Genomic DNA, 26117 nt, shown 5'->3' with positions numbered 1-26117 from the left:
GAAAGAGTTGACGGATATACGCCGCTACAGCAGCAATAGGTTGCGTGGCTGGCTTACCTACTATGGACTGTTTGGGAAAAGTATTATCCGTAATGTATTATTCCACTTTGACAAGCGTTTGAGTCGTTGGGGAAAAGCTAAATACAAACAGCTCAAGACACTGATGCAGGCAGCGCGCAGGATTAACCGATTAAGGCAGGTTGAGCCAAACGGTTTTCCGCATTGGAGCGCTGCTTAGATGATTGTAAGGTTGGACAGGAAGAGCCGTATGAAGCGAGAGTTTCACGTACGGTTCTGTGAGAGGCCAAGGGGGTGGTTCCTTTGGTCTACTCGACCAGTTGCGCCTACAAATACGCTCAGACAGCTGCGCATGACCATCCGGAAATTTCCTGCGCGATTCGGCTGCGTCGAAGGGGAAGAAAACCTGTTCGTCGCTAGTGTTTAGTAAATGTGGGTTTGAGTCCCGTTATTCTCCGCCGAGCATCGCAGGCGAAGCGGGATCATAGCGAGCACTGTTTGAGCGCTAAAGAGTGCGGAGCACAGCGCGAGTTGCGCAGCGCCCGCTTCGACGAGAAGCACAGGGAACCCGAAGGGCGGGGAATCCGGGTGCCCTTTCTTTTGGTGCCTTCTCTTTGGGCAAGCAAAGAAAAGACACACGCGCTCAGTGGGCGTGTAAGAAACAACTGTCTTTTAAAATTTAAAAGCTCTTCGTGTGCGAAGCACACATAACCCCTCACCCTCTCCCGGTGTTCCCTGCGTTTCATCGAAACGGTGCCGTTGCTCACAGAATCCCTTCGGGCTTCATTGTGAGTACCTCAACCATCTCCGATGGTTCGAGGCAACAAAAAAGCCCGGCAATGCCGGGCTTTTTACTAATCACAAACAGCAAACAAAGATTATTTAATCTTCGCTTCCTTGTACATGACGTGTTTGCGTACAACCGGGTCGAACTTCTTGATTTCCATTTTCTCAGGCATGGTGCGCTTGTTCTTGTCGGTCGTGTAGAAGTGACCGGTACCTGCACTGGAAACGAGCTTGATCTTATCGCGTGGCATGATAGTGCTCCTTAAAACTTTTCACCGCGGCTGCGCATGTCAGCCAACACGGTATCGATACCTTTCTTGTCGATGATGCGCATACCCTTTGAGGAAACGCGCAGACGGACCCAGCGGTTTTCGCTGTCGACCCAGAAACGGTGCGAATGCAGATTTGGCAGGAAACGGCGACGCGTATGGTTCTTCGCGTGCGAAACGTTATTGCCCGAGATAGGGCGTTTGCCGGTTACCTGGCATACTTTGGACATTGCTAAAGCCTCCACAAAATTCTGAAGCACGCGCGCTCGAGCACGCGAAACGAGCCGCACTTTATACCAGAAGCGCCCCCCGCCCGCAACACTATATAATCCTGCCGATCCGGCAGGAAAAATAACAATATTTATATATATCAGCCATATAAAGCATAAAACAGGCCCTGCAAAAAGATCATTAAAGCTGGCCATGTTCGGCAAAAGACCAGGGATCGCCGTCGCCGACGATGAAATGGTCGAGCACGCGCACCTCGATCAGGGCCAGTGCCTCGACCAGGCGCCCGGTGATGGCCTTGTCTGCGCGGCTCGGTTCGGCGACGCCGGAGGGGTGGTTATGCGCCAGGATCACCGCGGCGGCGTTATGGCTGAGGGCCTGTTGCACGACCTCGCGGGGGTGGACACTGGCACCGTCGATGGTGCCGAGAAATAATTCTTCACAGGCGATGAGCCGGTGGCGGGTATCGAGAAACAGGCAGGCAAAGACTTCCCGGTGGCGGGCGCGCAGGCGGGCGCACAGGTAGGCACGCACCGAGGCCGGGTCAGCAAAGGCGGTATCCCGTTCAAGGCCTTCCTGCAGGTGCCGGCGACCGAGTTCCAGAACGGCCTGCAACTGCACATACTTGGCGGGGCCAAGGCCGGGGCTGGCGCAAAAGTCAGCCTGCCCCGCCTCAAGCAGGGGACGCAGACCGCCGAAGCGGCCGAGCAGGTCGCGGGCCAGGTCCACGGCGGTTTTGCCCCGCATGCCGGTACGCAGGAAGATGGCGAGTAGCTCGGCATCAGAGAGGGCCTGGGGCCCACGATCGAGGAGTTTTTCGCGCGGCCGTTCAGAGGCCGGCCAGTTGCAGATAGTCATGTGTGCCTCCATGGCAGTATTTATCCTTGAGTGGGGAGTCTATCAGGAACTTCTGTCGTCTCACATTAGAGAGTGAGTGGCCACTTATCTGTTAGAATCCTTCCCATTATGAGCAGTCTCACCAACAAACGCATCATTCTCGGCGTGACCGGCAGTATCGCCGCCTACAAGAGCGCCGACCTGATCCGCCGCTTGCGCGAGGCCGGCGCCGAGGTGCGCGTGATCATGACTGCGGGCGGGCAGGAGTTTATTACCCCGCTGACCCTGCAGGCCGTTTCCGGCCAGCCTTTATATAGTGAGCTGCTGGATGCCGGGGCCGAGGCCGGTATGGGGCACATCACGCTGGCAAAGTGGGCAGACCTCGTCCTGATCGCCCCGGCCAGCGCCAATTGCCTGGCCCGGCTGGTGCAGGGGCGCGGGGATGACTTGCTCAGCGCGGTCTGCCTGGCGAGTAGCGCGCCACTCGCCGTGGCCCCGGCCATGAACCAGGCCATGTGGGCCAATCCCGCCACGCAAGACAATATCGAGATCCTGCGACACCGCGGGGTGCATATCTTCGGCCCTGGCGAGGGTGAGCAGGCCTGCGGGGATGTCGGGGCCGGGCGCATGCTTGAGCCGGCCGAGCTGGTCGAGGCGAGTATGGCCCTGTTTGCTACCGGCAGCCTGGCCGGTCTGCGAGTCCTGATCACGGCCGGCCCCACCCGTGAACCAATCGACCCGATGCGTTATATCAGTAACCGCAGTAGCGGCCGCATGGGCTATGCGCTGGCCGAGGCCTGTGTCGAGGCAGGGGCTGTCGTGACCCTCATCAGTGGCCCGGTGTGCCTGCCGACACCGGAACGGGTGACGCGGATTGATATCGAGACAGCAGCTGAGATGCTGGCGGCGGTCGAGGGCGGGCTGCAGCAGTGCGATATCTTTATCAGCGCCGCGGCTGTCGCCGATTACCGGCCGGCCTGCCCGGCGGAACAAAAATTAAAAAAATCAGACGCAGGTCTCAGCCTCGAGCTGGCTCGCACCAGGGATATCCTGGCGAGAGTTGCGGCCCATGAGACAGCGCCGTTTACGGTCGGCTTTGCCGCGGAAACGGAAAACGTGGCGGAAAATGCCCGTGGCAAGCTGCAGGCCAAGGGCCTGGATATGATTGCGGCGAATAAAATCGGCAAGACCGCGGACGGTGAACCGCTTGGCGTGGAGAGTGAAGACAATGTCCTGCAGGTCTTCTGGCAGGGTGGTGAGCAAGACCTGCCGAGAGCACACAAATCACAATTGGCACGGCAACTCGTTGCCCTGATCGGACAGAGATACTATGAAAAGTAAAATACAATTAAAGATCCTCGATTCACGTATCGGTAATGAATTCCCCCTGCCGCACTACGCGACGGAGGGCTCGGCCGGCATGGACCTGCGCGCCTGTGTCGATGGTGAGGTCGAACTGGCCGCGGGCGATACCTACCTGGTGCCGACCGGCATGGCCATTCATGTCGCCGATCCGGGCTATGCCGCGATACTGTTGCCGCGCTCCGGTCTCGGTCACAAGCATGGCGTGGTGCTGGGTAACCTGGTCGGCCTGATCGATTCCGATTACCAGGGCCAGTTATTCGTCTCCTGCTGGAACCGGGGCAAGGAGAATTTCACCATCAAGCCGGGTGAGCGCATTGCGCAGATGGTAATCGTGCCGGTGGTCCAGGCCGAGTTTGAGATCGTTGACGAGTTTGACAGTAGCGAGCGTGGTGCCGGTGGCTTTGGTCATACCGGGCGTCACTAAGACAAGATACGTTTCCGCTTATGCAATTGCCCGCATTTAAATCCAGAAAGAAGAAAAAGACACAGATAAATCTACGCCAGCGGTTATGGCCGGGACTCTTGATCCTGTTTTCACTCGCTATCCTGGTAGCTGTCTACCAGTCCGACTGGCGACCAAAGCAGCGGCCGGATCTGGCAACAACCTATCAAGCCGAGGTGAGGCAGTATGCCGAGTCCTTTGCCGCCCGTCTGCAGGGTATTAACCAGCGCCTCGATGAGCTTGCGGCGGATCCGGTTCTGGCGGCACAACTGGCGGGTAAGACCAGCGTCCTGCTGGCCGAGTCTGACCCGCAACTGCCCGGCTTGCTGAGCCTGCGGCTTATTGCTTCGCGTGCTACAAGCATAGATGACCAGGCACAACCGAACTTGAGTTACGCCTGTTTTGACCTGCTGGCGGACGCTGCCGGCAGCGGTGAAACCGTTCCCGCCGAGGCCCATCAGTATGGCGCCGATGTTCAGCACATCGATTTTGTACGCCCGTTACAGAATGCGGAAGGTGAAACGGTTGGCGGCCTGCTGGCCAGTTTCAGTATCGCCCTGTTACAGGAATCAATGCCGGTGGTTGGCGAAGGCAAGGGTTACTTTGAGTTGCAGCAGGCAAGGCAGCCGCTGGCGCGGAGCGGCACGCGCGGTGAGCGTGGTATCGAGCCGACCACCGCGGCAATACGTGACAGTCGCTGGCGTGTCGCCTACTGGCCGGCGAGTCGCCAGTGGGAAGAGGCAGTCGATTATGCCGGCCAGCGTATCCTTGCCGTTGGCGTTATTGCGCTGATGATTTTTGTAACCGCCGTTTTCATGGCACTGCGTGATTGGCGGCGGAGTAAGGACGAAGTGGATGAGTATGAAACCGCGACAGCGGCCCCTGTCGAAAAGCCGGATGCCGAAGCCACTTCAATCCTCAGTGAGGATCTCGGCAGCGACGTCCTCTTCCAGTGCGGTGACAGCATGCTGGTCGTTGATGAAATGGATGATGTCCCTGAGATGAGTAATGTAACCACCGACACAGACACCCCGCTTGACGCCTCTATCTTCAAGGCCTACGACATTCGCGGTATCGTCGGCCAGACCCTGACCGAGGAGGCGGTTTACTCCATCGGCCTGGCATTGGGCAGTGAAGCCCGCGCCCAGGGTGAAAGCACCATCGTGGTCGCGAGGGACGGCCGCCATTCCGGCCCGGCCCTGCTGGCGAGCCTGAGCGACGGCCTGCGTGCAGCCGGTATCGATGTTGTCAGTATTGGTATGGTGCCGACACCGGTACTGTATTTTGCGGCACAGACGCTTGGCAGTGGCTCCGGGGTGATGGTCACGGGCAGTCATAACCCGCCGGACTATAACGGCCTGAAGATGGTGATCGCCGGTGATACCCTGGCCTCTGAGCAGATCCAGGCCCTGCGCCGGCGTATCGAGACAAAGGACTTCACCAGCGGCGAGGGCACTTACCGCGAGCAGGATGTCACTGCGCAATACATCAAGCGCATCACCGACGATGTCATGCTCTTGAAGAAACTCAAGGTCGTCATTGATTGCGGCAACGGGGCGGCAGGCGCGGTGGCGCCGCAGCTGATGCAGGAACTCGGTTGTGAGCTTAGCGAGTTGTACTGCGATGTGGACGGTGACTTCCCGAATCATCACCCGGACCCGAGTCGCCCGGAAAACCTGCAGGACCTGATCGCGGCGGTGAAGCAACAACAGGCCGATATCGGCCTGGCCTTTGATGGTGACGGCGATCGCATCGGCGTGGTGACCAGCGAGGGCAAGATTATCTGGCCGGATCGCATCATGATGCTGTATGCCATGGATATCCTTGGCCGCAACCCGGGTGCCGAGATTATTTATGACGTGAAGTGTTCCCGCAAACTGGCCAAAGTGATTAGTGACCATGGTGGCAAGGCGACAATGTGGAAGACAGGGCATTCGTTGATCAAGCGCAAGATGAAACAAAGCGGCGCCTTGCTGGCCGGCGAGATGAGTGGGCATATTTTTTTCCAGGAGCGCTGGTACGGCTTTGATGATGGCCTGTATTCTGCCGCGCGGCTGCTTGAACTGTTGTGTCCGCTGACGGCGGATAAAACCGTCGCCGAGGTCTTTAATGCCTTGCCGGACAGCATCAATACGCCGGAGATCAATGTCAGCATGGCCGAGGGCCAGCACCATGCGTTCATGGAAAAGCTGCAGGCGCAGGCCACCTTTGAAGATGCCGAGGTCACTACCATCGATGGCCTGCGTGTCGACTTTGCCGATGGCTGGGGGCTGGTGCGCGCCTCGAATACTACACCGGTGCTGGTATTGCGTTTCGAGGCGGACACGGATGCCGCGTTGGCACGCATCATGGAACTGTTTCGCGACAAGATGCGGGAAGTGGATGCGGGTATCGACCTGTCATTCCAGGTAAACGGCGCTATACTGCATAAAATTTTTTATACGAATAAAGATAAAGAGCACTGCCATGAGTCTGACATCTGAGAACGCCATGAATATCGCCCATGTACTGGGCGAGGCCCTGCCTTACATTCAACGCTTCACCGGCAAGACCATTGTTATCAAGTACGGTGGCAACGCGATGGTGGATGATGTCCTGAAGTCGAGCTTTGCCCGTGACATTGTGCTCATGAAACTGGTCGGCATGAACCCGGTGGTCGTACATGGCGGTGGTCCGCAGATCGGCCAGTTGCTGGAGAAGATCGGCAAGCAGAGCCAGTTCATTGAAGGCATGCGGGTTACCGACAGCGAAACCATGAATGTGGTCGAGATGGTGCTCGGCGGCCTGGTCAACAAGGAGATCGTCAGTCTGATTAATCAGCATGGCGGCAAGGCCGTGGGCCTGACTGGCAAAGACGGTGATTTGATCCGGGCGAAGAAAATGACCTTCACTCGCGACAACCCGGAAATGGATGCGCCGGAGATCATTGATATCGGTCACGTCGGTGAAGTGGAAAAGATAAATACCGCGGTTGTCGATATGCTGGTGCAGGGCGATTTCATCCCCGTGATCGCGCCGGTCGGCGTCGGCAAGGATGGTCAGGCCTATAATATCAATGCGGATCTGGTTGCTGGCAAGCTGGCCGAGACCCTGCAGGCCGAGAAGCTGATTCTGCTCACCAACACTGCGGGCCTGCTCGACAAGGACGGCAAGCTGCTCACTGGCCTGTCCTCGCAACGTGTTGATGAGCTGATCGCCGATGGCACGATTCATGGTGGCATGTTGCCGAAGATAGGCAGTGCACTCGAGGCTGTCCGCAACGGTGTACAGGCCTCGCATATCATCGACGGCCGTGTGCAACATGCCGTGATGCTGGAAATCTTTACCGATGAGGGTGTCGGTACCCTGATACGTAATTAAAAAATAAAAAAGGAAAGCCCATGTCACCAAGCGCGGATAAACAGCAACGCGGTGCGCGACGCCAGGCCATTCTCGAGGCGTTGGCGCGTGAACTGGAAGAAAGGCCCGGTGAGCGCATCACCACGGCGCAGCTCGCCCGTGCTGTAGGGGTTTCCGAGGCCGCGCTGTATCGCCATTTCCCGAGCAAGGCAAAAATGTTCGAGGGCTTGATCGAATTTGTCGAGGAGACGGTCTTTTCGCTCGCCACCCGTATTCTTGCCGAGGAAAAAGAAGCCGTCACGCGTTGCGAGAAACTCTGCCTGTTACTGCTTGGCTTCTCGGAAAAGAACCCGGGCATGACACGCCTGCTGGTCGGGGATGCCCTGACCGGCGAGCATGCGCGTCTGCGTACCCGCGTCAGCCAGTTCTATGACCGGATTGAAACCCAGCTGAAACAGATTTTGCGCGAGGCGCGCCTGCATGGCCAGACGATGACCGATGATCAGGTCAAGACCCGTTCCTCCCTGTTGCTGGCGATTGTCGAAGGGCGTTTGCAGCAGTTCGTGCGCAGTGGCTTTGAACGTTCACCACTGGCGCAATGGCCGGCGCAGTGGGCCAGCCTGAACTGTGTATTGCGTGACTAGGGCTTACTGCAGCCTGCGCTGCGGGCGCAGTTCCCGATAACGTTTAATATCTTCTTCAAACTGTCGGATAATCGTATTTCTTTCTGCCTGCTTGTTCTCGATAAAGCTTTCGTATTCGGCGATCTGGTTGCGGGTTTGCCGAATATCATTGGCCAGCTTTTCCGGCACGTCCTTGCTGGCACGTTCGAGGTTGGCCGCTTGCTTGCGTAACTTCTGCAGGCGCTCCTCGGCGGTGTTCATACTGCGGTTGGTCAGACGGATTTCCGTTCTCACGGAAGTGATCTTGCCATCGCGGGCCATGAGGATTTCATCTTCATTGGCAAAGGTGTCCAGCAAGACACGGTCATGCGCGGCGCGTTCCTCGGCAAGGCGTTTTTTCTCTTCGGCAATAGCGGCCAGGCGAGCCTCTTCGGCCAGTTCAGCTTCGGTCTTGGCGCGTTCATGATGTTTGACGACGATGCCGGATTTATTGATCACATCATGGCCCTGCTGGGCATATTCGGGAGGCACGGCGTTGCCGCACTCTCGAATACCATCAGAGTTGGTCCAGCATTTTATCTCGGCCTGGGCAGCCCCCGGCAGCAGTCCGATGCCGAGCAGCAGGGGAAGAATCAGTCTGATGTGTCTGGTTTTTGTCACGATAGCTACCTGTTAGAGTCTTTGTGTATCTGACAGAGTATAGTCAGCCCTTTTCTATTAGTCATTATGCTGTGGCAAGAGTTCGCCTGCCATGAACCGGATCACATCGAGGCCGGCCACTATATGTTCGAACAGTTGTTGTTATTCGCGATCTCGCTGCTGGCGAATATCTTTTCCGCTTTCGCCGGCGGCGGGGCGGGCTTGATCCAGTTGCCGGCCTTGATCTTTCTGGGCCTGCCGTTTGCGGTGTCCCTGGCCACGCACAAGATCGCCAGTGTGGCGCTCGGCGTGGGCGCGACTATCCGCCATGCCCGTGAAGATGCGCTCGAGCGGCGTTTCGCCCTGTTCATGCTTGCGGCAGGCCTGCCCGGCGTGGTGCTCGGTGCCAGTCTCATCCTGCACGTATCGGACCGGGCGGCCGAGATTGCGCTGGGGATCCTTACCACCGCCCTTGGCCTGTATTCATGGCTGAAAAGCGGGCTTGGCCTGCATCACGTGCCAGGCAATCGCGATGCCAGGGGCTTTGTCATCGGCGGGGTGACGTTGTTTCTCATCGGGGTACTGAACGGCTCACTGACCTCGGGCACGGGCCTGTTCGTGACGCTCTGGCTGGTGCGCTGGTTTGGCCTCGACTACAGGCGGGCGGTCGCCTATACGCTGATCCTGGTCGGTATGTTCTGGAACGGCCTGGGGGCCCTGACCCTCGGCCTGCTCGGCGAAATCCGCTGGGACTGGCTGCCGGCCCTGCTGCTAGGCTCCCTGCTGGGGGGCTACCTCGGCGCGCACCTGGCGATCGTCAAGGGCAACCGCTGGATCAAGCGCGTTTACGAGGTGATCACCCTGCTGATCGGTATCAAGCTGATCGTTGGTTAAGACACGTCCCGGGAGTCGATGATTACGTGTTATTAACGCAAAGTTCGCAGAGGCGCGGAGGGCGCAAAGAGCGCGAACTTAAAATAAACCGTCATTCTGGCGCGACCAGAACAAGGTTCAGGAAGTACTTGATGATCATCGTAGATGATCTAAGTGCAGGCCGGAATCCAGCAAACCGGAAAAGGGCACCTGGATTCCGGGTCTTCACTGCGTTACGCCCGGAATGACGAAGAATTTATTGTCCTTGGCGATCTTTGCGTCTCTGCGCACTTGGCGTCCCCAACCGGGAAAATAGTAAAAATATCCCAGGTAAACGCTTGCCAGATCCAGTATTCAGCCCTTCGGGCCATACTCGGCACGGTAGGCTCGGATGCGCTCGAGGTGCTCGGCCTGATCCGGCTTGTCTTCGAGATAGGTGATGAGGTCGTCGAGGGTGACGATACTGGCGACCTTGAGGTGGTGGCGCGCCTCGACGGCCTGGATCGCAGTCAGCTCACTGTCCAGGCCCCGTTCCATGCGATCCAGCGAGATCGAGACGCCCGCCGGGATGGCCCCGGCGGCACGGATGATATCCACGGACTCATCGACTGACATCCCCGATGAAATCACATCATCGATGATCAGCACTCGGCCCTTGAGACCGGCACCGACGATATTGCCGCCCTCACCGTGATCCTTGGCCTCCTTGCGATTGAAGGCGTAGGGCACGTTGTGGCGGTGATGCTCATAGAGGGCGACACTGGCGGTGGCCACGAGAGGAATACCCTTGTAGGCCGGACCAAAGATACAGTCATACTCGATGCCACTTTGTTCAATCGACTGCGCATAGTAGCGACCAAGGCGGGCCAGGCTCTCGCCGGTGTTGAACAGGCCGCTGTTGAAGAAATAAGGGCTTAGACGCCCTGACTTCAACGTGAACTCGCCAAAGCAGAGCACGCCGGTGGCAATGGTGAAGTCGAGAAATTCGTATTGATAATCTTTCATGGTTGTAAAGTCGCGCCAGTCTGTGGAATGCTATGGCGCGCTATCATACACGCTGAACAGGAAGGTTGGAACGCATGCGCATTATTACCGCGAACGTCAACGGCATCCGTGCCGCCGAGAAAAAGGGTTTTTTTGACTGGATGAAGCGCCAACGCGCCGATGTCATTTGCCTCCAGGAAACCAAGGCTCAGGAACATCAGCTTGACCCCACCGATTTCTACCCGAAGGGTTATCACAGCTATTTCTTCGATGCGGTGAAAAAGGGCTACAGTGGCGTGGCGCTATACTGCAGGCACAAGCCGGATGCCGTACGCACTGGCCTGGGCTGGGAGCATTGTGACACCGAGGGCCGCTGGATCGAGGCTGATTTCGGCAAGCTCACCGTGGTTTCATTATATCTGCCTTCCGGTTCCTCGAGCGAGGAACGCCATGCCAACAAGCTCGTTTTCATGGACAAGCTGCGCGCCGAGATGAAAAAGATGCGCCGCCGCCACCGCGAGTACGTGATCACCGGCGATTTCAATACCGTGCATAAGAGAATCGACATCAAGAACTTTATGAGCAACCGCAGAAACTCGGGCTGCACCGACGAAGAACGCCAGTGGATGGACGATGTGCTCAACAAGGATGGCTGGGTGGACGCCTTCCGCGTTGTCGAGCAAGGTCCGGAACAATACACCTGGTGGTCAAATCGCGGTAATGCCCGCGCCAACAATGTCGGCTGGCGTATCGATTACCAGCTGATCACGCCGGGGCTGGGCGACAAGGTAAAAAAGGCCCGCATCTATAAGGAAAAGTGGTTTTCCGACCATGCCCCGTTGATTATCGATTACGACATCGAGCTGTAATCAATGTACGAACAGGCACGCCGCGACGGGTACTTTATGACCGGCCGCCGGTCCTAGCACCAGCTGGCCTGGCTGTCAGAACGCTCCAGCACCTCCCTGACATTGGCCTCAAGAATACGGTAACCAATATTGCCATAGAGTTTCTGCCGGCCTTCATTAAGCAGGTAGGTAGGCGAGCCCTCGATACGGTATTCATCGCGGCGCTCGATATCGCGCATCAGCGCGGCCATGGCCTGGCCGTTATCGAGTAACGCTTCAATGGCGGCGACAGGCAACTCACATTCCTCGGCAATCGCGAGCAGTTCACGACGACTGTCAACGCGACGGTTATCGCGGAAAAATGCCAGCCGTACCTGCCAGGCAGTTTCTTCAAAGCGGGTGCGATCCTGGCAATGAGGCAAGCATTCGCGGGCGACCTCACCCTGTCGTTCGAGGAGTTGCACGGCCTTGAGAAACTGGTGGGCGGGTGCCGAACTGCACGGCGGCTGCTCACACCAGAGCGCCTCATTGACTTCCACATGGGGAAACTGGCTACAGACCTTGTGTATGTGCCGGGCAAAGCCGGTAAAGCCGCCCTTGTCCTGCCAGCCTGTGCCTATCCGGTGGCCGGTGTGGCCGAACAGGGGAATGAAGCGGTGATGCACGACAACCTGTTCATGAAAGGCATGGCGCAGTTCATCAAGACGCACCTGGGCCACATAGGCCCAGATGCACAGGACATCGGAAAAGTAATCAATGCGAACGCTGCTGGTTTTGTTCATGAAGGTCTGGTTTTAAACAGCCTGTTGAAAAATATAATACCCGGGCAAATCCCCGTCATGGCCGCGAGCAGCAGAAAGGCCGCCGGGAAATAGAGGAGCCAGCTGGAAAGATCAAAACCGGTATGCCAGATCCCGGCCCAGATGAAGGCGCTCACGGAGAGCAGGAAAAAGCGTACGGGGCGGGTAACTTTTTGCATATTCATGCCTGACTCCTTATCTTCCTGAATAGCGAGAGTTGGTTAAGTATACCGTTGCGGGCATGATAAAGTAGAGCACGGAGAACAAAAACGAGCCCGGAGAAGTCCTTGTCTGTACAGCCCCCCCTGCATAGCTGGCGCGAAGCCCTGCTGGTCTACACGCAGCCACGCGTGGTGGCGATGGTTTTTCTCGGTTTTTCGGCCGGCTTGCCGTTTCTGCTCGTGTTTTCGACCCTTTCCGCGTGGCTGACCGAGATGGATGTGAGTCGTGCGACCATCGGTTTTTTCAGCTGGATCGGGATCACCTATTCCATCAAGGTGATCTGGGCACCGGTGATCGATCGCCTGCCGTTACCGCTGTTCACGCGCCACTTTGGCAAGCGCCGTGGCTGGATGCTGGCCGCGCAGATCGGTATCGCCGCGGGCCTGTTTGGTATGGCCCTGACCGACCCGCGGACGGACTTAACCATGCTGGCACTGTTTGGCTTACTGGTCGCCTTCAGCTCGGCAACGCAGGATGTCGCGCTGGACGCCTTCCGCATCGAGGCCATCGACAAGGAATACCAGGGCGCGATGGCGGCAAGTTATATATTGGGTTACCGCACCGCGCTGCTGGTGGCCGGTGCCGGGGCCCTGTATATCGCCGAATTCACGGACTGGTCATTGACCTATGTGGTGATGGCTCTTTTGACCAGCGTTGGCATGTTGACCGTATTACTGGTGAGCGAGCCGGCGCATAAAATCCCCCGCGTGACCCGCGAACAGGAATTACAAACGGCAGAGCGGATCAGGCGCGCCGGTCATTTACCCTCCCGACTGCGGCGTGTACAGGTCTGGTTCAGTAGTGCTGTGATCAGTCCGTTTGTCGACTTCATTTCGCGTTACGGTAAGCTGGCACTGATTCTGCTGTTCTTTATCGGCATCTACCGGATCTCGGACATCACGATGGGCGTCATGGCCAACCCCTTCTACCTGGACCTCGGGTTTAGCAAACCGGAGATCGCCAACATCGGCAAGGTCTTCGGTTTCTTTATGACCATACTGGGGTCGGCCGTGGGCGGCATCCTGGTGGTGCGCTTCGGTATGCACCGGCCCCTGATCCTTGGCGCGGTCCTCGTTGCGGTGACGAATTTACTCTTCGCCTACCTCGCCACATTGGGGCCGGACAAGCTCTGGCTGGCTATAGTGATCAGTGCCGATAATTTTTCCGGCGGCCTGGCGGTGGCCGCCTTTATTGCCTACCTCTCCAGCCTGACCAGTGTCGCTTACACCGCGACGCAATATGCCCTGTTCAGTTCGCTGATGACCTTGCCGGCAAAGTTCCTCGGCGGCTTCGCCGGGGTCATTGTCGAGGCCTATGGTTACGAATGGTTCTTTAGTTATGCGGCCATACTCGGCATCCCGGCGATCGTCGTTGCCCTCTACCTGACCTTTAGCCCGACCGCGCGGCAAATACAGGCAGAGGCAAGTGCAAAAAACGTATGATCAGAGGATCCCCGGCAGTGGATAAAAGCGCCGGGCATTAGCATGGCGGCTATTCGAGGCCAGGGTCTTTATGTTTGCCTGGTCTGCTTGCGCTGGATGACCCTGAACAGCAGCCTTAACTCAATGATGATGAAAATCGCGCCAATAGCGATCAGGATCGTTGCAAAATCGCGGTTACCCAGCAACGGATGAACAGCGGCGCCGTCCTGAAGCAGGCCAAAAAAGCCAAAGCCGAGAAAGGCCGCGGCGAGCATGGAGTAAACGCTCAACATGATTTGTTCTTTTAACATCAACATCCTCCCCTGACAGGCCTATTTTTTTTCGATAAAGACTTTGTAACCAATAATCGCACCGACGATAAAGCCGATGGGCGTCATGACAAAAATGCTTATGCTCGGCACCTCGGGTTCCAGTAGCCATATCTCCAGGCGCAACGATACCATCCAGGTAAAGTAGGCGATGATGACACCGGCGATGATGCTGAAGAGAATTCTCATGTGCATGTCCCTTAGTGTTCTTTTTGATATGGCTAAGGTGCTGCGGTACTTGTTTTACAGTCTCGATGATACGGATGGCATTTGCCGTGGCAAGTCTTATTTTTTTGCCGTTGCGCAAAAGCCATAAAATATGCGCTAAAAAGGCGGTTATCGCCCCGCCCCGCGGGCGCGGGCAAGCCGAAACAGGCGGCCTACTTCCGCTGAAAGCGGTAGATCGCGATCTCGCCCAATAAATTAGGGAGCAGTTTCGAGCCCACGCCGGTACGGTGCGCACGGTCAACGACGGCGCGCTGAAGGATATGGATGCCGCTATTCCGGCACAGGCGTTCGAAGTCCTTCAGGGTACAAAGATGGATGTTTGGCGTGTTGTACCATTCGCTGGGCAGGGTCCTGGTCACGGGCATGTGGCCGCCAAAGGCCAGTTGCAGGCGGGCGCTGAGATGGCCGAAGTTCGGGAAGGTGACAATGCCTTCATGGCCGACGCGCAGCATCTCGTTGAGCAGGCGATCCGGATGCTTGACGGCCTGCAAGGCCTGGGTCATAACGACAAAATCAAACGGTTCCCCCTCGAATTCAGAAATACCTTCATCTAGGTCGGTCTGGATAACGTTCACACCACGTTGTATGCACTTGACGATATTATCGATATCGATCTCGAGACCGTAGCCGCTGACCCCGAGAGTTTCCTTGAGGTGCCTGAGGAGCGTGCCATCCCCGCAACCCAGGTCCATGACCCGGCTGCCAGGCGTGATCCATTCGCTGATGATTTGCAGGTCAGGGCGTAGATTGATCATGCCGAGACCTCCTTGACCAGCTGGCTCATCCAGGCGCCAAAGACATCCAGGTAATGCTGGATAGGCAGCAGGAAGGCATCGTGACCATGCGGGGACTCGATATCTGCGTAGCTGACATTGTGATTGTTGTTACGCAGGGCCCGCACGATCTCACGCGAACGCTGCGGCGAAAAGCGCCAGTCGCTGGTGAATGAAATCACCAGGAAGTTCGAGCGCGCACCGGCGAGCGCCTTGCCGAGATCGTCATCATAGTCCGCAGCCGGGTCGAAATAGTCGAGCGCCTTGGTCATGAGCAGGTAAGTGTTGGCATCGAAACGATCCACAAAACTCTGCCCCTGGTAGCGCAGGTAACTCTCGACCTGGAACTCGACATCAAAGCCGTAGTTGATGCTGCCCTCGCGCAGTTCACGACCGAACTTGTCGCGCATGGCATCGTCGGAAAGGTAGGTGATATGCCCGAGCATGCGTGCCAGCATCAGGCCGCGGCGTGGCACCACGCCATGTTCATTGTAGCGACCCGCGTGGAATTCAGGGTCGGTCATGATGGCCTGGCGCGCGACCTCGTTGAAACCGATATTCTGCGCGGTCAGCTTCGGTGCCGAGGCGATCACCGCGGCGTTCCTGATCCGTTGCGGATAATCAATCGTCCACTGCAGCACCTGCATGCCACCGAGACTGCCGCCGATGACGGCCTGCCAGCTATTGATGCCGAGATTGTCCGCAAGCCGGGTCTGGCTTTCGACCCAGTCCTTGACCGTGACGATAGGGAAGTCCGGGCCATAGGCTTTGCCGGTGGCAGGGTTAATAGTGGTAGGCCCCGAGCTGCCCTTGCAGCCGCCGAGGTTGTTGAGGCTGACGACATAGAAGTGATTTGTGTCGATGACCTTGCCGGGGCCGATACAGGACTCCCACCAGCCGGGCTTGCGGTCTTCCATGCTGTGATAACCGGCGGCATGGTGATCCGAGGACAGGGCATGGCAGATCAGGATAGCGTTCGACTTGTCGGCATTGAGTTCGCCGTAGGTCTCATAGATGAGGTCGTATTCTTCCAGCGTACGCCCGCAGGCCAGCGCCAGCGGTGCATCGAAATGCATCATCCGGGGCGTGACGAGGCCAACGGAATCTTCCGGGATTTGCTCAGGCATGTGGTGCTTTAAACTCTGCGGTGTACTTCATACACAGAGTCTAAAGACAGTCCCGCGTGGGGGCAAGCCTGTCAGGAGGCGTCAGCGGCGGCAGAGCGACTGTGGTTATCGGTTACAGGTGCAACAAACGGCTTGCGAATGACCTCGAGCATCAGGTTAATCGACGCTAATTGTGCCTTGACATGCTGCAGTTCCTTTTCCAGTTCTTCGATTTTGCTTTCCAGCGTGTCACGGGAATCACTGATGCGGCGCAGGGTCTCCAGGCGTTTTTCAATCGCCTGTTTGTGTTCCTTGACCTGTGCGGTGATCGGGCCGATGACCTCCTTCGACCAGCGGTTGGCTTCCTGGTTGGCATTGAAGAAGATGTTGCGGGCCTTGCTGACCATGGAGATGAAGAACTTTTTCACGACGAAGCCCTGCTCGGTCATGGTGGTGGCCGGGCTCTTGCGGAACAGTTCCGCTTCGCGATAGAGCAGGTTGAGTTCTTTCTTGAAACGTTCGGTCGTGAACAGTTTCGGTTTCATGTCCTTGAAGCCATGCTCTTTGTGGAATTTGTGATAAATGGCACGAACCAGTTTGTGGATCTCGACGGCCTGTGCAGAGGCGTTGTCCATGGTGAGGGTAACGTCATCAAAGAAATGCTTCATGCCACCTTTCATACCCGCCGTGGTCCAGCTACCGGTCATTTGCCTGCGTGTCTGGGCAACCAGCTTGTCGAGGGTGGTCAGGTCCAGTTGCTCAAGCAGCCTGGCGGTATAGTTGGCCATGATGCGTTTACTGGTGGTCAGGTTTTCGACGTTCTTGTTGTACACCATCTGCTCTTCACGGGTCTTTTTCAGCAGGTGCATGATGACATCGGCATTCTTGCCACACAGGGTCTGCAGTTCGTCACGTTGTTTACCGGTTTGTTCGACACGCGCCTGCAAGGTGGTGCGGTCGTTTTCGATCATCGCGCCGATCTCGGCAATGATGTTATTACTGATAATGTGATGCTTCTCCGGTAGCACATCCCGGCTGAGGGCGTGTTCGAGCAGGGGCAGGCCACTGTTCTGCAACAGCACCTCATCGTCCTTGATCCTTGCCAGCAGGCCCTTCTGTGCCGAAATCGGAAAGATGCTGTCACGCTCAATGTGTAGTTCCGCAGCGGTTTTCCGGCACTGGCTTTCAATGCTGTCCTGAATGGCCTGGGGTTCCTTGAGTTCATCCCAGAGCGTATCGATCTTGTTCATTACCACCAGCAGGCCCTTGCTGTGGCTGAGGCGATAGGTGTTGATATGCTGGTGCCACATGTCCATATCTGACTTGGTGACGCCGGTGTCGGCAGCGATCAGAAACAGCACGGCCTGGGCATTCGGCAGCATGTTCAGGGTCAGTTCCGGCTCGCTACCGATAGCATTCAGCCCCGGCGTATCAAGTACGACCAGGCCCTGTTCAAGCATCGGGTGCGGGAAATTGATCATGGCATGGCGCCAGCGCGGGATCTCGATGTGCGTGGTCGGAATGTCCTGTGACTCGAGGTGCGCATACTGCTGTACGTCATAGAGGCCGAGCTCCTTGGCACGTTCGACGCTGACGCGCTTGGTGCGCGTGACCTCGGCAAAGGCCTCGGCGAGGCTGTCGGCAGAGTCGATATCGAGGTGGATATTGGTCCATTCGATCTCTTCTTTCTTTAACTCGGCAATACTCCTCTCCTCCAGCCGGGTCTCGATGGGCAGCAGGCGGATATAGGGGCGTTCGGCAGCATCATCGTGAAATAACTCGGTCGGGCACATGGTGGTGCGGCCGGCCTGGGATGGCAGCAGGCGGCGCTTGTACTGCGAGAAGAACAGGGTGTTAATCAGCTCGGTCTTGCCGCGCGAGACCTCGGCGACAAAGGCGATGGTGATCTTGTCAGACTTCAGCGCCTCGAGGGTTTCGTAGATGCGCAGGTCGTTTTCCGGTGCGCTCAGGTCGTTTTCTTCCAGCCAGTCATGGTAATTGCCGATCTCACGGATCAGGTCGTTCTTCCAGTTGGCATAGGCCTCGACCTGCTGCATTAAGTCGTTATTCATCGCGAAACATTCCTCTACCCTTGTCATGGGCATATAAGTCTATGTTCAGAGTAGGATTCCGGGCTATGTTATTCCGTGAAGCGAGTCACAGGGTTGCACGGAGGTTTACTTGTTTATTTGTTAGTTATAGACCTTGCGGGCAAAAAATTCAGGCTTATTCTCTATAATCGGTAGCAAGTACCTGAAACTTTAATATTTTTTATCAGGTTTGGCGAGTAATACCGGCCACCAGGCAGGCCGGGGCATGGATTCGCAGACGCTTGTCACGGTGGCTATCGCCGCTCTCGAGGGTGACCTGCCGCCCGGCGACGCCAAAGGTCCTGGCGAGAAACTTGCGCAGGGCCGAATTGGCCTTGCCCTCAACGGGCGGGGCGGTAAGGCGGATCTTCAGCCTGCCGTCCTGCTCGCCGACGATTTCATTGCGGCTGGCGCGCGGTTGCAGGCGGACAAACAGGATCAGGTCGCCTTCCTGCCAGCGGTAGAAACGGCTCATTGAGACGGATCAGAAGACCAGCCGGGCCAGGCCGAGGGGGAAGCCGAGCTGCACGCTCACGCTCATGAGCGGCGGCATGATCAGCATGCGGAGCACATAGATAGCCAGGATCACGGCCATCGGCGAGAGGTCGATGCCGCCGATTGGCGGGATCATCCGCCGGGCCGGACGCATGACGGGCTCGGTGAGGTTGGCGATGACCGCAGCGACCGGGTTATAGCCGCCGGGGCTGATCCAGCTGAGCAGGGCGAGGATGAAAATCCCGAACAGGTAGACATACAGCAGCAGCGAGACCAGTTTGGTGATGGTGGCCATAAGCAGGCCCGGCACGCTCAGGCCATCGGCAAAGGCACCGCTGATCAGGCCGAGCAGTAACAGGGCCAGGCACTGGACCACGAACAGCAACACCAGCGAGGCGTTGTCGATACCGCCCCAGCCGGGGATCAGGCGGCGTAACGGGCGCAGGGCCGGGTCCGTGACCTTGAGGATAAACTGCGAGATCGGGTTATAGAAATCCGCGCGCGTGGTCTGCAGCAGGAAGCGCAGCAGGACAACAAGCACATATAACCCTAACAGGGTATCAATGAGAAAGATGACCGGGGCGGCCAGGTAACCATTACCCATTTACTTTGCTCCTAGTTCATCCGCGAGTTCGGCGGCGCGGTCGCGGGCGGCCTGCATGGCCTTGGCAAACAGGTCTTCCAGGCCGCCTTCATGCAAGACGCCGAGCGCTCGCTCGGTGGTGCCGCCCGGCGAGCTGACGCGCTGGCGCAGGGTGGCCGGGTCCTCGCTGGATTCGAGCGCCAGCCTGGCCGCGCCGAAGGCCGTCTGGATGGCCAGCAGGCGCGCGCTATCGGCATCAAGACCGAGGCCCTTGCCGGCATTTTCCATGGCTTCCATGATGAAGAAAAAATAGGCCGGGCCACTGCCGGACAGGGCCGTGACGGCATCGAGTCCGGCCTCTTCTTCCAGCCACAGGGTGATTCCGACGGCGCGCATAATGGATTCGGCCAGTTCGCGCTGCTGTTCGCTGACCCGGGCATTGGCAAACAGGCCGGTGGCGCCGCTTCGCACCAGTGCCGGCGTATTCGGCATGGTGCGAACGATGGCCGTGTTACCGCCCAGCCAGCGGGCAATATCCGTACTGCGGATGCCGGCGGCGATGGAGATGATCAAGGGTTGGTGCTGCTGCACGGCCGCCGCTATAGCGGTACAGACCTCGTGCAGGATCTGCGGCTTGGTGGCCAGCACCACGGCCTGGGCCACCGCAATCACGGCATCGTTGTCGGCGCCGGTCTGGATGCCGAACTGCTCGGCCAGCGCGGCGCGCTTGTCGGCATCCGGTTCCACCACGTGGATACAGTCAGGGGCGTAGCCATCCGCGATCAGGCCACCAATGATACTGGCGGCCATGTTGCCGCCGCCGATAAAGGCAATGTGAGGTGTAGTCATAGGGGCAAGATAAAGCCAGCGCGGGTTTTATACAAGACCGGGGACGCTCCGGGTTAAAGAGAACCTCGTCATTCCGGCGCAGGCCGGAATCCAGTAACCCTGACTCCAGTTGTAGGTCGGCTTAGGAGCAAAGCGACGTAAGCCGACGTACGCGGCGCTAATCCAACCTAACAAGTGTGTCCGAGCCCCGCCTGACAGTTTTTTATAACAAGAAAAAACCATTCGACAGGATTTACAGGATTAACAAGATGTAAAACATGCACGAATAGCATCCCGTTCATCCTGTAAATCCTGTCTAATTCGATGTTTTTATGTGGGGAGGTATTTCGCCAAGAGGCAAGGTATTACCTGTCCCTCGCCCCGAAGATCGCCGTGCCGATGCGCACGAGGGTGCTGCCTTCGGCGATGGCGGCCTCCAGATCGTCGCTCATGCCCATGGAGAGGGTGTCGAGGTCAAAGCCCTCGGCAACAAGCTGTTCGTGGATTTCGCGCAGGGCCCGAAAGGCCGCGCGTTGCGCCTCGACATCCGCCGTGGCCGCCGGGATGGCCATCAGACCGCGTAGGCGCAGCCGTGGCAAGCCGGCAACCGCCCGGGCCAGCGGCAAGACCTTTGCCGGGCTGACGCCGGCCTTGCTTGCCTCGCCGCTGATATTGACCTGCAGGCAGATGTTTAGCGGCGCCATCCCTGCCGGCCGTTGGCCGTCGAGGCGGCGGGCGATCTTCTCCCGGTCGACGGTATGCACCCAGTCAAAATGCTCGGCAATGTCACGGGTCTTGTTCGACTGGATGGCGCCGATAAAGTGCCATTCGAGGCCCGCACCGGCCAGTTCGACAATTTTCGGCAGCGCGTCCTGCAGGTAATTCTCACCGAAGGCCCGCTGGCCGGCCGCCTGTGCAGCCCGGATATCGGCAGCCGGGCGGGTCTTGCTCACGGCGAGCAGCCGCACCGTGGCGGGGTCACGGCCGCAGGCGCTGGCCGCCTTCTCAATGCGCTGTTTGACGGCCTCAAGCCGGGATGTGATGTCAGTCATACCAAAATCTGCGGTTAGGCTATACTCTAGAAAATTGAGGGCAACAGTTCGCAACTGCCGCCCCCGCATTATACGATAGCGTAAAATTAACGATAATTACTGCCCAACAAGAATACTCCCCGGGAGGATCCATGGATATTGCTGAACTACTTGCCTTCGGTGTGAAGAATAACGCCTCAGACCTGCACCTGTCTGCTGGCCTGCCACCGATGATTCGTGTTGATGGTGACATTCGCCGTATCAATGTCCCCGCACTCGACCACAAGCAAGTACATAGCCTCATTTACGACATCATGAATGACAAGCAGCGCAAGGACTTTGAGGAGTTCTACGAGACTGACTTTTCATTCGAGATCCCGGGCCTGGCGCGTTTCCGTGTGAACGCCTTTAACCATAACCGTGGCGCCGGCGGGGTCTTCCGTACCATTCCCTCGCGCATTCTGTCGCTGGAAGAACTGGGTACGCCGGCGGTATTCAAGGAGATCTCCGATGTGCCGCGCGGCATCGTGCTGGTCACCGGGCCGACCGGTTCCGGCAAATCCACCACGCTGGCCGCAATGGTGGACTACAAGAACGACAACGAGTTTGGCCACATCCTCACCGTCGAAGACCCGATCGAATTCGTGCATGAGAGCAAGAAGTGCCTGGTCAACCAGCGTGAAGTCCACCGCGATACGCTCGGCTTCAACGAGGCGCTGCGTTCGGCCTTGCGTGAAGACCCCGATATCATCCTCGTCGGCGAAATGCGTGACCTGGAAACCATCCGCCTGGCCCTGTCGGCGGCGGAAACCGGCCACCTTGTCTTCGGCACCCTGCACACGAGTTCCGCGGCCAAGACCATCGACCGTATCATCGACGTCTTCCCGGCAGCGGAAAAAGACATGGTGCGCTCCATGCTCTCGGAATCGCTGCGCGCGGTTATCGCCCAGACCCTGTTGAAGAAGATCGGCGGCGGCCGTATCGCCGCGCACGAGATCATGATCGGTAACGCGGCCATCCGTAACCTCATCCGCGAGAACAAGGTCGCGCAGATGTATTCGGCCATCCAGACCGGCCAGGCCGTCGGCATGCAGACCCTCGACCAGTGCCTGAAGGACCTGGTCGCGAAGGGCCTGATCACGGTACAGGACGCACGTATGCGTGCCGTCAACAAAGAACAGTTCTAGGCAAGGAATTATTTCAGAAGGACAACGGTATGGATTTTGATTCGCTACTCAAGCTCATGGTGCAGAAAAACGCATCCGACCTGTTTATCACGGCGGGTATGGCCCCCAGTCTGAAGGTCAACGGCAAGATCATGCCGGCGACCAGGAACAGCCTGACTCCCGGGCAGGCCCTCGAGGTCGTCGAGGGGATCATGAGCGAGGATCAAAAGAAAGAATTCCACAAGACCCACGAGTGCAACTTTGCCATCTCGGCCTCGGGCATTGGCCGCTTCCGTGTCAGCGCCTTCATTCAGCGTAACCACGCCGGCATGGTGTTGCGTAAAATCGAAACCAAGATCCCGACCCTCGAGGAACTGCGCCTGCCGGCGGTGATCAAAAACCTCGCCATGGTCAAGCGCGGCCTGGTGCTGTTTGTCGGCGGCACCGGCACTGGTAAGTCGACCTCGCTGGCGGCCATGATCGGCTATCGTAACAAGAACTCGACCGGCCACATCATCAGTATCGAAGACCCGATCGAATACATTCACCAGCATGACGGCTGTATCATCACGCAGCGCGAAGTCGGCCTGGATACCGAATCATTTGAAACCGCGCTGAAGAACACCTTGCGCCAGGCCCCCGATGTTATCCTGATTGGTGAGATCCGGACCCGCGAGACCATGGAACACGCGATCACCTTCGCGGAAACCGGCCACCTCTGCCTGGCAACCCTGCATGCCAACAACGCCAACCAGGCGCTGGACCGCATTATCAACTTCTTCCCGGAAGACCGCCGCGACCAGTTGCTTATGGACTTGTCCCTGAACCTGAAGGGCATCATCGCGCAGCAATTGATTGCCACCCCGGATGGCAAGGGCCGCCGTGCCGCTATCGAGGTGTTGATCAATACGCCTCTGGCCGCAGACACGATCCGCAAGGGTGCCGTGCATGAACTGAAAGAACTGATGCGCAAATCCAACCAGCACGGCATGAAGACCTTCGACCAGGCGCTGTATGAACTCTATACCGCCGGCGAGATCACCTATGAAGACGCGATTCACGCCGCCGATTCGGCCAACGAACTGCGCCTGATGATCAAGCTTGGCGACAACGCCGCCATGGAAAACATGGACTCCGCCGTGGAAGGAATGACCCTCGTGGAAGGCGATGATAAAGGCCCGGGCGGGATGTCGTTTAGCTAGCAGGCTGACGGAATCCCTTCGTGAGTTCAAGGGGGCAGATCAATTGAAGTCTGCCTGAATTTTCTGCTGAAATTGACTATCCCAATAATCGTGTTTTGCCGTATTTCAAGTGTTCTGGCCCCTTGAACCCTGAATTCTATCCGGGGTGCCGGCTTCGCAGGCCAATGATCACCAGCGACACCGCGACAAGGCAGGTAACAATAATCATCCAGAGCGGCATATAGAATGTCGTGTAGACTTCCCAGCCAAGTACTCGCAGCACACTGGACAACGCGGTGGCACTACCGGTCAGATGCCCACCCAGGGTACCGGCCACCGCCAGCAATACGCCCCCCAGCGCCCCGAGCAACAACATCAACCACCGGCGGCGACCTGTCCATACCGCCTCGCCCACACGCTGGCGCAACACGGCAATGAGTACCCAATAGGCCAGGGTCCAGGTCGCGGCAAGGATATGATTGCGGCCCATGGGTGTGTAGGTGATCGCCTCCAGCGACCAGACCAGCAGGCCGGTCGCATAGGCGAGCAAGCCGATGGCCGTACCCAGCCACAGAATGGGCGCCAGTACCCGGTCCGCGGCCAGTGCAAAGCCGCCCGCGGAAAACGTCCGGATCAGGATAATAATGGCCCCGGTCGTCCACAGGGCAAGCGGAAAGTGCACCAGCATGTGATGATAGGCTTCCATCGTTTATCCCCTTGTCTCTGTGTGCAGCGTGTGCACGAGGGCAAATCCGAAACCGATAATTAACAGCACCCCGGCAACCAGGGTCCAGAACCAGTGATTGATGATCGCCGCATTGAATTCCATCTCGACCCCGTAATGGGCAAGTTGCCTGGGCGTATGCCGTGAAGCCACGGGAACATCCTGCGCGATTCTGTCCGCGCCCGCGTGCGCCTCACTGGTTAGCAGCGGCCAACTGACCTGTCCGGGATAAAACACTGTTACCTCGGTCCACTCCTGTTGCCAGTCGGGTTCTGCCCCCTTGAAGCGCACTGCGCGTAACTGCGCGTTGCGCTCCATCCCCACGGTGGCCGGCAATGACACATAGTGCCAGCGGCCGCCGCTCGCGTTGCGGTGAACCGCGAATGCCACCCAGTACATCTGTTTATGGACAAAGGCCTTATCATCCAGTGGATGGCCCGTATCCAGAGCCCGTTCCAGAGTGACATCCCAGTACCCTGCCTGCCAGCGCCCCTGGCCGGTTACGCTGATGTCGGCATGAGACCCGGAACCGGGCCGCAACAACCGGCGTGGCAGGGTATCATCATCCTGCCAGGCGTGATCCGGATCGTAAGGTATGGCATCGGCCTCGCGCAGATAGTAGATATCGTCGAAACCCAGCCGGTTTTGTGCCAGATCCGACCAGGTGAGCGCGGCAAACCCGACCTTGTCGCGATCAAACATCCACCTGGGTCGGTTGTTCTCGCTGTCCCAGTTGGTGGTATAGACGCCGCTGCCTGCATCACCATAGCGGTACTCGGCCACAAACTGATCATCGGATTTGCCAACCGGGTTGGCGCGATGGGCCCGCCAGTGCCACAAATCCAGAAAATATCCCGCCTCGCGCAGCGCGTTAAGTTCCGGTTCAGGAACGATCGATGTCCAGTCTGCGGGATTCGTTCGCGTGGCAGGCAGATATTTGCGCACATCGGACTTGCCCTGCTTCTGCCCGAGGTAGGGGTGGGCCTTGACTGTCTCGGCATCAGCCTCGTCGGTGAAAAATCGCATCTGGTTACCCACGGTGACATAACCACCGTATTTACCGAACTCCGGCACGCGACCGTCGTCCACCAGCATAGTAACCCGGTCTTCGTAGATACCCTGTGGCTGGCTGCCGACCGGGCTTTTACCGATTCGCTGCCATTTGCCGTCTTGATAGCGGAGCATGTCATGGTAGATATGCGGCTGTTTCGTGGGCCAGCGGTAACGGAAGAATATCTTCTCGCCGTTGTATGCCGCCTTTACCTGCAGCGGGAAGGTGAGTGTTTCCGGAATAGAAATGTTACGCGCGGTATCATTTTGAATAACACCGGTAGCGTGGAAAACCCAGGCGAGCAACAGCGTGATCAGGAACAGGCCGATCGCCAGCCCTGGACGCGATATTCTCATCACGATCTCTCTTCCGTAAAAGCAATATAAACCGGAATTTCCGGGATACCTGTTAGCCAATGCCGGCGGTCTTTCATATTAACCACGTGTCGATCCCTCTGAGCTGGCAATATCTGTAATACAAGGTGTAACAGCGAACCAGGTGGAAATCAAATCTTCCCTGAAAAATCCAGCATATTATTCTCAGAAGAATAACCGGGTCAGAGTAGGTAGACACAGCGATAAGCGCAAGCGATATGCCATAACTTGAATTCAAGTTTTACACGAGCTTTACTCCTGTAGCGTTACCGCCAATCCGGTGAACTTCGACAACTACAGTCCGTTTGACGGCAGCTCGTTTGACACTGTAGGTAATGTTCGTGTCCGTTGCGATCAATGTCGTGATTTTGCTGTTCATAACATTTTTGGCTCTTCACCAAATCAAGTGGGTAGGTTACCGTAGAAGCCATGAGAGACAAAGAATTATACGCGCAGATATTAGG

29 protein-coding genes are annotated in these 26117 nt (G+C 57.6%); 11 read left to right on the top strand and 18 right to left on the bottom strand.

Annotation, left to right across the window (positions count from 1 at the left end):
• Window positions 1-238 (top strand): group II intron maturase-specific domain-containing protein (locus RQ738_RS08650; protein ID WP_314164330.1); only part of this gene is annotated, 238 nt, incomplete at its 5' end.
• Between the two features lie 658 nt (window positions 239-896).
• Here the strand turns inward: RQ738_RS08650 and rpmG are convergent.
• The 3 genes from rpmG to radC all read right to left on the bottom strand — a co-directional run bounded on the left by rpmG (window position 897) and on the right by radC (window position 2159).
• Window positions 897-1055: a 50S ribosomal protein L33 gene (rpmG, locus tag RQ738_RS08645; protein WP_314164328.1), complete on the bottom strand. Its 159-nt coding sequence runs from the start codon at window positions 1053-1055 to the stop codon at window positions 897-899.
• A gap of 11 nt (window positions 1056-1066) precedes the next feature.
• On the bottom strand, window positions 1067-1303 hold the full coding sequence (rpmB, locus tag RQ738_RS08640) for a 50S ribosomal protein L28 (RefSeq protein WP_314164325.1): 237 nt from the start codon (window positions 1301-1303) through the stop codon (window positions 1067-1069).
• A gap of 181 nt (window positions 1304-1484) precedes the next feature.
• Window positions 1485-2159, bottom strand: coding sequence for a RadC family protein (radC, locus tag RQ738_RS08635; RefSeq protein ID WP_314164322.1), 675 nt, complete (start codon window positions 2157-2159; stop codon window positions 1485-1487).
• A gap of 108 nt (window positions 2160-2267) precedes the next feature.
• Between radC and coaBC the strand changes: the two genes are divergently transcribed.
• The 5 genes from coaBC to slmA are packed head-to-tail and all read left to right on the top strand — an operon-like array spanning window position 2268 to window position 7928.
• Window positions 2268-3479, top strand: a complete 1212-nt coding sequence (gene coaBC / locus RQ738_RS08630; protein ID WP_314164319.1) for a bifunctional phosphopantothenoylcysteine decarboxylase/phosphopantothenate--cysteine ligase CoaBC — start codon at window positions 2268-2270, stop codon at window positions 3477-3479.
• Complete coding sequence (gene dut / locus RQ738_RS08625) at window positions 3469-3927, top strand: dUTP diphosphatase (protein WP_314164313.1); 459 nt, start codon at window positions 3469-3471, stop codon at window positions 3925-3927. Before coaBC ends, dut begins: the two co-directional genes overlap by 11 nt.
• Before the next feature lie 20 nt (window positions 3928-3947).
• Window positions 3948-6428: a phosphomannomutase/phosphoglucomutase gene (locus tag RQ738_RS08620; protein ID WP_314164311.1), complete on the top strand. Its 2481-nt coding sequence runs from the start codon at window positions 3948-3950 to the stop codon at window positions 6426-6428.
• Entirely contained in the window at window positions 6412-7305 is an 894-nt protein-coding gene (gene argB, locus RQ738_RS08615) for an acetylglutamate kinase (protein WP_314164310.1), read from the top strand. Before RQ738_RS08620 ends, argB begins: the two co-directional genes overlap by 17 nt.
• 20 nt (window positions 7306-7325) lie before the next feature.
• On the top strand, window positions 7326-7928 hold the full coding sequence (slmA, locus tag RQ738_RS08610; RefSeq protein WP_314164307.1) for a nucleoid occlusion factor SlmA: 603 nt from the start codon (window positions 7326-7328) through the stop codon (window positions 7926-7928).
• A gap of 3 nt (window positions 7929-7931) precedes the next feature.
• Here the strand turns inward: slmA and RQ738_RS08605 are convergent, their stop codons facing one another.
• Window positions 7932-8567 (bottom strand): hypothetical protein, encoded by a 636-nt coding sequence (locus RQ738_RS08605; protein WP_314164305.1) that lies wholly within the window; start codon window positions 8565-8567, stop codon window positions 7932-7934.
• Window positions 8568-8690: 123 nt separating this feature from the next.
• Between RQ738_RS08605 and RQ738_RS08600 the strand changes: the two genes are divergently transcribed.
• Window positions 8691-9440 (top strand): sulfite exporter TauE/SafE family protein, encoded by a 750-nt coding sequence (locus tag RQ738_RS08600; protein ID WP_314164334.1) that lies wholly within the window; start codon window positions 8691-8693, stop codon window positions 9438-9440.
• Between the two features lie 333 nt (window positions 9441-9773).
• Here RQ738_RS08600 and pyrE read toward each other — a convergent pair whose 3' ends face one another.
• Window positions 9774-10424, bottom strand: a complete 651-nt coding sequence (pyrE, locus tag RQ738_RS08595) for an orotate phosphoribosyltransferase (protein ID WP_314164303.1) — start codon at window positions 10422-10424, stop codon at window positions 9774-9776.
• Between the two features lie 74 nt (window positions 10425-10498).
• Here pyrE and RQ738_RS08590 point away from each other — a divergent pair, with 74 nt between their 5' ends.
• On the top strand, window positions 10499-11272 hold the full coding sequence (locus RQ738_RS08590) for an exodeoxyribonuclease III (RefSeq protein WP_314164302.1): 774 nt from the start codon (window positions 10499-10501) through the stop codon (window positions 11270-11272).
• Window positions 11273-11325: 53 nt separating this feature from the next.
• Here the strand turns inward: RQ738_RS08590 and RQ738_RS08585 are convergent, their stop codons facing one another.
• A complete protein-coding gene (locus RQ738_RS08585; RefSeq protein WP_314164301.1) occupies window positions 11326-12033 on the bottom strand; it encodes a DsbA family protein in 708 nt (235 codons plus the stop codon).
• Window positions 12030-12236: a YgaP-like transmembrane domain gene (locus RQ738_RS08580; RefSeq protein ID WP_314164300.1), complete on the bottom strand. Its 207-nt coding sequence runs from the start codon at window positions 12234-12236 to the stop codon at window positions 12030-12032. The genes RQ738_RS08585 and RQ738_RS08580 overlap by 4 nt, the downstream gene beginning before the upstream one ends.
• Window positions 12237-12338: 102 nt before the next feature.
• Between RQ738_RS08580 and RQ738_RS08575 the strand changes: the two genes are divergently transcribed.
• Window positions 12339-13715, top strand: coding sequence for an AmpG family muropeptide MFS transporter (locus tag RQ738_RS08575; protein WP_314164299.1), 1377 nt, complete (start codon window positions 12339-12341; stop codon window positions 13713-13715).
• A gap of 68 nt (window positions 13716-13783) precedes the next feature.
• On the opposite strand, the gene RQ738_RS08570 is transcribed toward RQ738_RS08575, so the two are convergent.
• From RQ738_RS08570 to RQ738_RS08530, 9 genes are all read right to left on the bottom strand, one after another.
• Window positions 13784-14005: a hypothetical protein gene (locus RQ738_RS08570; protein ID WP_314164298.1), complete on the bottom strand. Its 222-nt coding sequence runs from the start codon at window positions 14003-14005 to the stop codon at window positions 13784-13786.
• Between the two features lie 21 nt (window positions 14006-14026).
• Window positions 14027-14212 (bottom strand): hypothetical protein, encoded by a 186-nt coding sequence (locus tag RQ738_RS08565; RefSeq protein ID WP_314164296.1) that lies wholly within the window; start codon window positions 14210-14212, stop codon window positions 14027-14029.
• Between the two features lie 191 nt (window positions 14213-14403).
• Window positions 14404-15003 (bottom strand): methionine biosynthesis protein MetW, encoded by a 600-nt coding sequence (gene metW / locus RQ738_RS08560; protein ID WP_409929538.1) that lies wholly within the window; start codon window positions 15001-15003, stop codon window positions 14404-14406.
• The gene (locus RQ738_RS08555; protein WP_314164292.1) at window positions 15003-16151 is read right to left on the bottom strand and encodes a homoserine O-acetyltransferase; all 1149 of its coding nucleotides are present in this window, start codon (window positions 16149-16151) and stop codon (window positions 15003-15005) included. The genes metW and RQ738_RS08555 overlap by 1 nt, the downstream gene beginning before the upstream one ends.
• 71 nt (window positions 16152-16222) lie before the next feature.
• A complete protein-coding gene (locus tag RQ738_RS08550; protein ID WP_314164287.1) occupies window positions 16223-18202 on the bottom strand; it encodes a dynamin family protein in 1980 nt (659 codons plus the stop codon).
• Window positions 18203-18404: 202 nt separating this feature from the next.
• Window positions 18405-18695, bottom strand: a complete 291-nt coding sequence (locus RQ738_RS08545) for a DUF167 family protein (RefSeq protein WP_314164286.1) — start codon at window positions 18693-18695, stop codon at window positions 18405-18407.
• Between the two features lie 9 nt (window positions 18696-18704).
• Complete coding sequence (locus tag RQ738_RS08540; protein WP_314164283.1) at window positions 18705-19319, bottom strand: YggT family protein; 615 nt, start codon at window positions 19317-19319, stop codon at window positions 18705-18707.
• A complete protein-coding gene (gene proC / locus RQ738_RS08535) occupies window positions 19320-20147 on the bottom strand; it encodes a pyrroline-5-carboxylate reductase (RefSeq protein ID WP_314164282.1) in 828 nt (275 codons plus the stop codon).
• Window positions 20148-20491: 344 nt separating this feature from the next.
• Window positions 20492-21178 (bottom strand): YggS family pyridoxal phosphate-dependent enzyme, encoded by a 687-nt coding sequence (locus tag RQ738_RS08530; RefSeq protein ID WP_314164278.1) that lies wholly within the window; start codon window positions 21176-21178, stop codon window positions 20492-20494.
• Window positions 21179-21309: 131 nt separating this feature from the next.
• Here RQ738_RS08530 and RQ738_RS08525 point away from each other — a divergent pair, with 131 nt between their 5' ends.
• Together RQ738_RS08525 and RQ738_RS08520 are read left to right on the top strand one after the other, a co-directional pair.
• Window positions 21310-22344 carry a type IV pilus twitching motility protein PilT gene (locus RQ738_RS08525; protein ID WP_314164275.1) on the top strand — a complete coding sequence of 345 codons (1035 nt, stop codon included), beginning with the start codon at window positions 21310-21312 and terminating at the stop codon, window positions 22342-22344.
• 29 nt (window positions 22345-22373) lie between these two features.
• Window positions 22374-23525, top strand: a complete 1152-nt coding sequence (locus RQ738_RS08520) for a PilT/PilU family type 4a pilus ATPase (protein WP_314164270.1) — start codon at window positions 22374-22376, stop codon at window positions 23523-23525.
• A gap of 136 nt (window positions 23526-23661) precedes the next feature.
• On the opposite strand, the gene RQ738_RS08515 is transcribed toward RQ738_RS08520, so the two are convergent.
• On the bottom strand, window positions 23662-24210 hold the full coding sequence (locus tag RQ738_RS08515) for a heme ABC transporter permease (RefSeq protein WP_314164265.1): 549 nt from the start codon (window positions 24208-24210) through the stop codon (window positions 23662-23664).
• 3 nt (window positions 24211-24213) lie between these two features.
• Window positions 24214-25635, bottom strand: coding sequence for an ethylbenzene dehydrogenase-related protein (locus RQ738_RS08510; protein ID WP_314164332.1), 1422 nt, complete (start codon window positions 25633-25635; stop codon window positions 24214-24216).
• Window positions 25636-26117 lie beyond the last annotated feature (482 nt).

The organism is Sulfuriflexus sp., assembly GCF_032250955.1.
In the GTDB taxonomy this organism is placed as follows: Bacteria; Pseudomonadota; Gammaproteobacteria; order AKS1; family AKS1; genus Sulfuriflexus.
This window is presented reverse-complemented; position numbering and strand designations above follow the sequence as displayed.

Excerpts from the sequence above, each read along its gene's own strand:
- rpmG (WP_314164328.1), bottom strand. The coding sequence starts at position 1,055 with ATGCCACGCGATAAGATCAAGCTCGTTTCCAGTGCAGGTACCGGTCAC.
- rpmB (WP_314164325.1), bottom strand. The coding sequence starts at position 1,303 with ATGTCCAAAGTATGCCAGGTAACCGGCAAACGCCCTATCTCGGGCAAT.
- radC (WP_314164322.1), bottom strand. The coding sequence starts at position 2,159 with ATGACTATCTGCAACTGGCCGGCCTCTGAACGGCCGCGCGAAAAACTC.
- coaBC (WP_314164319.1), top strand. The coding sequence starts at position 2,268 with ATGAGCAGTCTCACCAACAAACGCATCATTCTCGGCGTGACCGGCAGT.
- dut (WP_314164313.1), top strand. The coding sequence starts at position 3,469 with ATGAAAAGTAAAATACAATTAAAGATCCTCGATTCACGTATCGGTAAT.
- RQ738_RS08620 (WP_314164311.1), top strand. The coding sequence starts at position 3,948 with ATGCAATTGCCCGCATTTAAATCCAGAAAGAAGAAAAAGACACAGATA.
- argB (WP_314164310.1), top strand. The coding sequence starts at position 6,412 with ATGAGTCTGACATCTGAGAACGCCATGAATATCGCCCATGTACTGGGC.
- slmA (WP_314164307.1), top strand. The coding sequence starts at position 7,326 with ATGTCACCAAGCGCGGATAAACAGCAACGCGGTGCGCGACGCCAGGCC.
- RQ738_RS08600 (WP_314164334.1), top strand. The coding sequence starts at position 8,691 with ATGTTCGAACAGTTGTTGTTATTCGCGATCTCGCTGCTGGCGAATATC.
- pyrE (WP_314164303.1), bottom strand. The coding sequence starts at position 10,424 with ATGAAAGATTATCAATACGAATTTCTCGACTTCACCATTGCCACCGGC.
- RQ738_RS08590 (WP_314164302.1), top strand. The coding sequence starts at position 10,499 with ATGCGCATTATTACCGCGAACGTCAACGGCATCCGTGCCGCCGAGAAA.
- RQ738_RS08585 (WP_314164301.1), bottom strand. The coding sequence starts at position 12,033 with ATGAACAAAACCAGCAGCGTTCGCATTGATTACTTTTCCGATGTCCTG.
- RQ738_RS08580 (WP_314164300.1), bottom strand. The coding sequence starts at position 12,236 with ATGAATATGCAAAAAGTTACCCGCCCCGTACGCTTTTTCCTGCTCTCC.
- RQ738_RS08570 (WP_314164298.1), bottom strand. The coding sequence starts at position 14,005 with ATGTTAAAAGAACAAATCATGTTGAGCGTTTACTCCATGCTCGCCGCG.
- RQ738_RS08565 (WP_314164296.1), bottom strand. The coding sequence starts at position 14,212 with ATGAGAATTCTCTTCAGCATCATCGCCGGTGTCATCATCGCCTACTTT.
- RQ738_RS08555 (WP_314164292.1), bottom strand. The coding sequence starts at position 16,151 with ATGCCTGAGCAAATCCCGGAAGATTCCGTTGGCCTCGTCACGCCCCGG.
- RQ738_RS08550 (WP_314164287.1), bottom strand. The coding sequence starts at position 18,202 with ATGAATAACGACTTAATGCAGCAGGTCGAGGCCTATGCCAACTGGAAG.
- RQ738_RS08545 (WP_314164286.1), bottom strand. The coding sequence starts at position 18,695 with ATGAGCCGTTTCTACCGCTGGCAGGAAGGCGACCTGATCCTGTTTGTC.
- RQ738_RS08540 (WP_314164283.1), bottom strand. The coding sequence starts at position 19,319 with ATGGGTAATGGTTACCTGGCCGCCCCGGTCATCTTTCTCATTGATACC.
- proC (WP_314164282.1), bottom strand. The coding sequence starts at position 20,147 with ATGACTACACCTCACATTGCCTTTATCGGCGGCGGCAACATGGCCGCC.
- RQ738_RS08530 (WP_314164278.1), bottom strand. The coding sequence starts at position 21,178 with ATGACTGACATCACATCCCGGCTTGAGGCCGTCAAACAGCGCATTGAG.
- RQ738_RS08525 (WP_314164275.1), top strand. The coding sequence starts at position 21,310 with ATGGATATTGCTGAACTACTTGCCTTCGGTGTGAAGAATAACGCCTCA.
- RQ738_RS08520 (WP_314164270.1), top strand. The coding sequence starts at position 22,374 with ATGGATTTTGATTCGCTACTCAAGCTCATGGTGCAGAAAAACGCATCC.
- RQ738_RS08515 (WP_314164265.1), bottom strand. The coding sequence starts at position 24,210 with ATGGAAGCCTATCATCACATGCTGGTGCACTTTCCGCTTGCCCTGTGG.
- RQ738_RS08510 (WP_314164332.1), bottom strand. The coding sequence starts at position 25,635 with ATGAGAATATCGCGTCCAGGGCTGGCGATCGGCCTGTTCCTGATCACG.